This is a genomic window from Nostoc sp. 'Peltigera membranacea cyanobiont' 210A (assembly GCF_002246015.1).
Taxonomy (GTDB): Bacteria; Cyanobacteriota; Cyanobacteriia; order Cyanobacteriales; family Nostocaceae; genus Nostoc.
The window spans coordinates 93,928-97,314 of record NZ_NOLJ01000016.1 but is presented as its reverse complement, the minus strand read 5'-3'; the positions used below and the strand labels follow the sequence as shown (position 1 = coordinate 97,314).

The window sequence follows — 3,387 nt, the reverse complement described above, 5'->3', positions numbered from 1 at the left end:
TCCCCTGCTAGGCTAGAAAGAGCCGATACAGAAGAGAGGGAATCGAGAACATGCCGCATACAATTGTTACAGAAGTCTGTGAAGGCGTTGCTGACTGCGTAGATGCCTGTCCAGTAGCTTGTATTCATGATGGCCCAGGCAAAAACACCAAGGGAACTGATTGGTACTGGATTGACTTTGCTACTTGCATCGACTGTGGCATCTGTCTCCAAGTTTGCCCTGTTGAAGGGGCGATTCTTGCAGAAGAACGACCAGAGTTGCAAAAAACTCCGTAATAGTCCATAGTCAACAGTCAATAGTCAATAGTTATGTTTGACTTGACTGTTGACCAATGACCAATGACAAGTGACCAATGACAAATGATTATTTATTAGAAGTTCAAAATGTTCACGCTGGATACATCAAAGATGTAGATATCCTGCAAGGTGTGAATTTTCAGGTTGCACCAGGGGAATTGGTGACAGTGATTGGCCCCAACGGTGCAGGTAAATCTACATTGGCAAAAGCAATTTTTGGGCTTTTGATCCCCCACACAGGCACAATTACCTTCAAAGGTGAAAATATCGTGGGGCTAAAGTCCAATCAAATTGTCCAACGAGGAATGTGCTACGTACCGCAAATCGCCAATGTTTTCCCCTCTCTCAGTGTTGAAGAGAACTTGGAGATGGGCGCTTTTGTGCTTAACGTTCCCCTGAAACCAATTAAAGATAAAATATTTACTATGTTTCCGAGATTAAACGATCGCCGTCGTCAACGCGCTGGTACTCTCTCTGGAGGAGAACGCCAGATGCTAGCGATGGGCAAAGCTTTGATGTTGGAACCTGGTTTGCTGATTTTAGATGAGCCATCTGCTGCTTTGTCGCCGATTTTGGTGACACAAGTGTTCGAGCAGATTAAACAAATTAATCAGGCAGGTACTGCGATCGTATTAGTAGAACAAAATGCCCGTAAAGCTTTAGAGATGGCTAATCGTGGGTATGTATTAGAATCGGGACGTGATGCGATCTCCGGCCCTGGTGAAGAATTGTTGAATGACCCGAAAGTGGGTGAGCTATATCTGGGAGCAGGTAAGAGACATTAACCCTTTTTTATCACTCTTGCCCCATTCAACATAACACCAGCTTAATATCGGAGCTTCACCAGTCTATAGCGATGACTAGGTTGGGCTGCGCCGACGCTATCTAGAACTAATACAAAAGCCATAACACTACCTGCCACTGCCGCGACCGTCGTTTTCGATGCTCAAAGAATTCTCCCTAATAATCTCGTTTCTAATCACATCTACAGCTAGTCGAGAGGCAAAACAGGACATTCATTCAGGAAAAACTGACAAAAACGTAAATTACCCGGATTTACCAAAATCCACATTCGCAATTCGCAATTCTGAATTACGTTATGGATGGGTATTTAGACCCCAACCATAAATTAAATGTATAGGTATCCCAAAATATATCGGTCGAATTAAAGAATCTGGAGGGACTTATTCGCCGTCATAGCAGTTTTTATATTGGATTATATGGATGGATATGGAAGATTCCTACGAGTTAGTTGCCGAATTATTGACGCTAAGTCTTAACAAGCACCAGTACTACCAACAAGGACAAAGGGCGATGAGGCTTATTTTATCTGCATCCTAGCCCAAGTTGTAGCCCCTTAAGCTTGCACAGAGACGTAAAGGACAGAGAAAGAAATTCTCTGGGTTCTCCGCGTCTCTGGGATTATTTTTATCTTGGGCGTCCCAATGTAGTGATATATAAAACAGCTTCATCAGCAGGAATACCCAAAACTTCATTTACTTGATCGTCAAAGAATCCACCGATACCACTGACGCCGACATTCAGGTGCATTGCCGCTAAATTCAGGCGTTGTCCCAAATGACCAGCATCCATGTGCAAGTAACGGTAAACGCGATCGCCATATTGTGCGATCGCAGCTTTCAAATCGGCTGTATGAAATAACACTGCTGCCGCATCCCGCCCTAATTCTTGTCCTAAACAGAGAAAATGTAACTCTCGCCGAAAGTTTTTAAACCGGATTTGGCGTAATTCTTGGGCTTTGGGTGCGTAATAGTAACAACCCGCCTCCAGTCCTTTGACTCCACAAACAGCAATGAATGTTTCGATTAAATTTAGATCGAAGTAGTCTGGAGAAATATCTAAGCTTTGGTCGATGTAATTTTGCGGTTGGTAAGTGAAATCGAGTAAACTTTTCAATTCATCGAAGCTTAAATCATCACCATTGTAAGCGCGGGTAGAGCGTCGCTTATACATAGTGGTTTCCAGTTCTGATAGTTTTTGTCCCCAGTTTATAGGTGCGGTGGTGGTGGGAATTTTTAAACAGAAAGGAAAATTGTATTTATCCTCTAAAGATTTTTCTTGTTTAATAGTTGGTAGATTAAGATTACCAGTTACACCTGGTTGGATCTGGGTGTGTCGATGGAAATATGTTAGTAATTCCCCATCAGGGATTTGAGGATAACTGGTTTCAGTCGCGGAAGGTAAAGCAGTACATCCCAATGGCAAATTTTGATTCACATCTAACAAGTCTGCCAGAGGTAAGACAGCGATCGCACCTTCTTGTTGCGGATCGACATAAAGCAGATCGTTGACGGATTCATCCACAAAGCCGCCGATTAAATGGGGGCGATAATCAGTAATCGCACCAGCTAGCTCGATATTACCCAACAGATGCCCCGTATCCAGAAAAATCCGCCGATAAGCCCGATCTTCATAGCGCCACTCAGAACGGTAGAAAACCGCAGTGATAATAATTGCTAATTGGGTATTTTCTAAAGAAGGATGCCAGAAACAAGACTCTTGAAGAGTTTGCCAAACATCATTTTCCCAATAATGCATCAGAGAATGAGTTCGACACTGGTAGTTATATAGACCAGGCGGCAATAACGAAGTGCCACGGGAAACCACATACACCTCAGCAGGGTATAGTCCGCCTGCACTGGGAGCAGCGCGTAAATACACTGCACTACCCATAGAAGGCATTTTCGCCGTCAATCCATAACTGCGAAACAATAGCCGTGAAAGTCTTTGCCACCATAGAGCATCTGGGTTATTAGCATAAGCCTCTGCTCTTTCTTGGATATAGGGTTTGAGATCAATAGTAGAGCCAATTTTGTACTCTTTAAAGGGCACTGGCTGTTTAGTCCAGTCTAAGCGCTGACTTTTGGAAGCGAGAGTCTCAGGGTTGTATTTAGTCCGTTCGTGATAATGCTGGGCAATCGATTGGTGTAATTCTGGCATAGTACTTTTAATATCCTTGGGGCATCCTTTTCTTGATCTTGGCATTCATTAGCCTCATTATTTCGTGTCAATTGGTACAATCCTCAGAGTCATAAAGTGGTAAATGGTAACAATTGGATTGGGGATTGGG

At 43.4% G+C, this 3,387-nt stretch carries 3 protein-coding genes and 1 pseudogene; 3 read left to right on the top strand and 1 reads right to left on the bottom strand.

Annotation, left to right across the window (positions count from 1 at the left end; all coding sequences use genetic code 11):
• The first annotated feature begins 50 nt into the window (after positions 1-50).
• The 3 genes and pseudogenes from CDG76_RS34015 to CDG76_RS38835 form a co-directional block, all read left to right on the top strand.
• Positions 51-275, top strand: coding sequence for an indolepyruvate ferredoxin oxidoreductase subunit alpha (locus tag CDG76_RS34015; protein ID WP_094353237.1), 225 nt, complete (start codon positions 51-53; stop codon positions 273-275).
• A 77-nt stretch (positions 276-352) separates the two neighbouring features.
• Entirely contained in the window at positions 353-1,081 is a 729-nt protein-coding gene (locus tag CDG76_RS34010; RefSeq protein WP_094353236.1) for an ABC transporter ATP-binding protein, read from the top strand.
• Between the two features lie 343 nt (positions 1,082-1,424).
• Positions 1,425-1,637: pseudogene (locus CDG76_RS38835) on the top strand (IS4 family transposase); the annotation flags it as partial.
• Between the two features lie 87 nt (positions 1,638-1,724).
• Here the strand turns inward: CDG76_RS38835 and CDG76_RS34005 are convergent.
• On the bottom strand, positions 1,725-3,257 hold the full coding sequence (locus tag CDG76_RS34005) for a SagB/ThcOx family dehydrogenase (protein ID WP_094353235.1): 1,533 nt from the start codon (positions 3,255-3,257) through the stop codon (positions 1,725-1,727).
• Positions 3,258-3,387: the final 130 nt, after the last annotated feature.

What these genes read in the sequence shown, in the direction of transcription:
- CDG76_RS34015 (WP_094353237.1), top strand. Translation starts at nt 51, where the DNA reads ATGCCGCATACAATTGTTACAGAAGTCTGTGAAGGCGTTGCTGACTGC.
- CDG76_RS34010 (WP_094353236.1), top strand. Translation starts at nt 353, where the DNA reads ATGACAAATGATTATTTATTAGAAGTTCAAAATGTTCACGCTGGATAC.
- CDG76_RS34005 (WP_094353235.1), bottom strand. Translation starts at nt 3,257, where the DNA reads ATGCCAGAATTACACCAATCGATTGCCCAGCATTATCACGAACGGACT.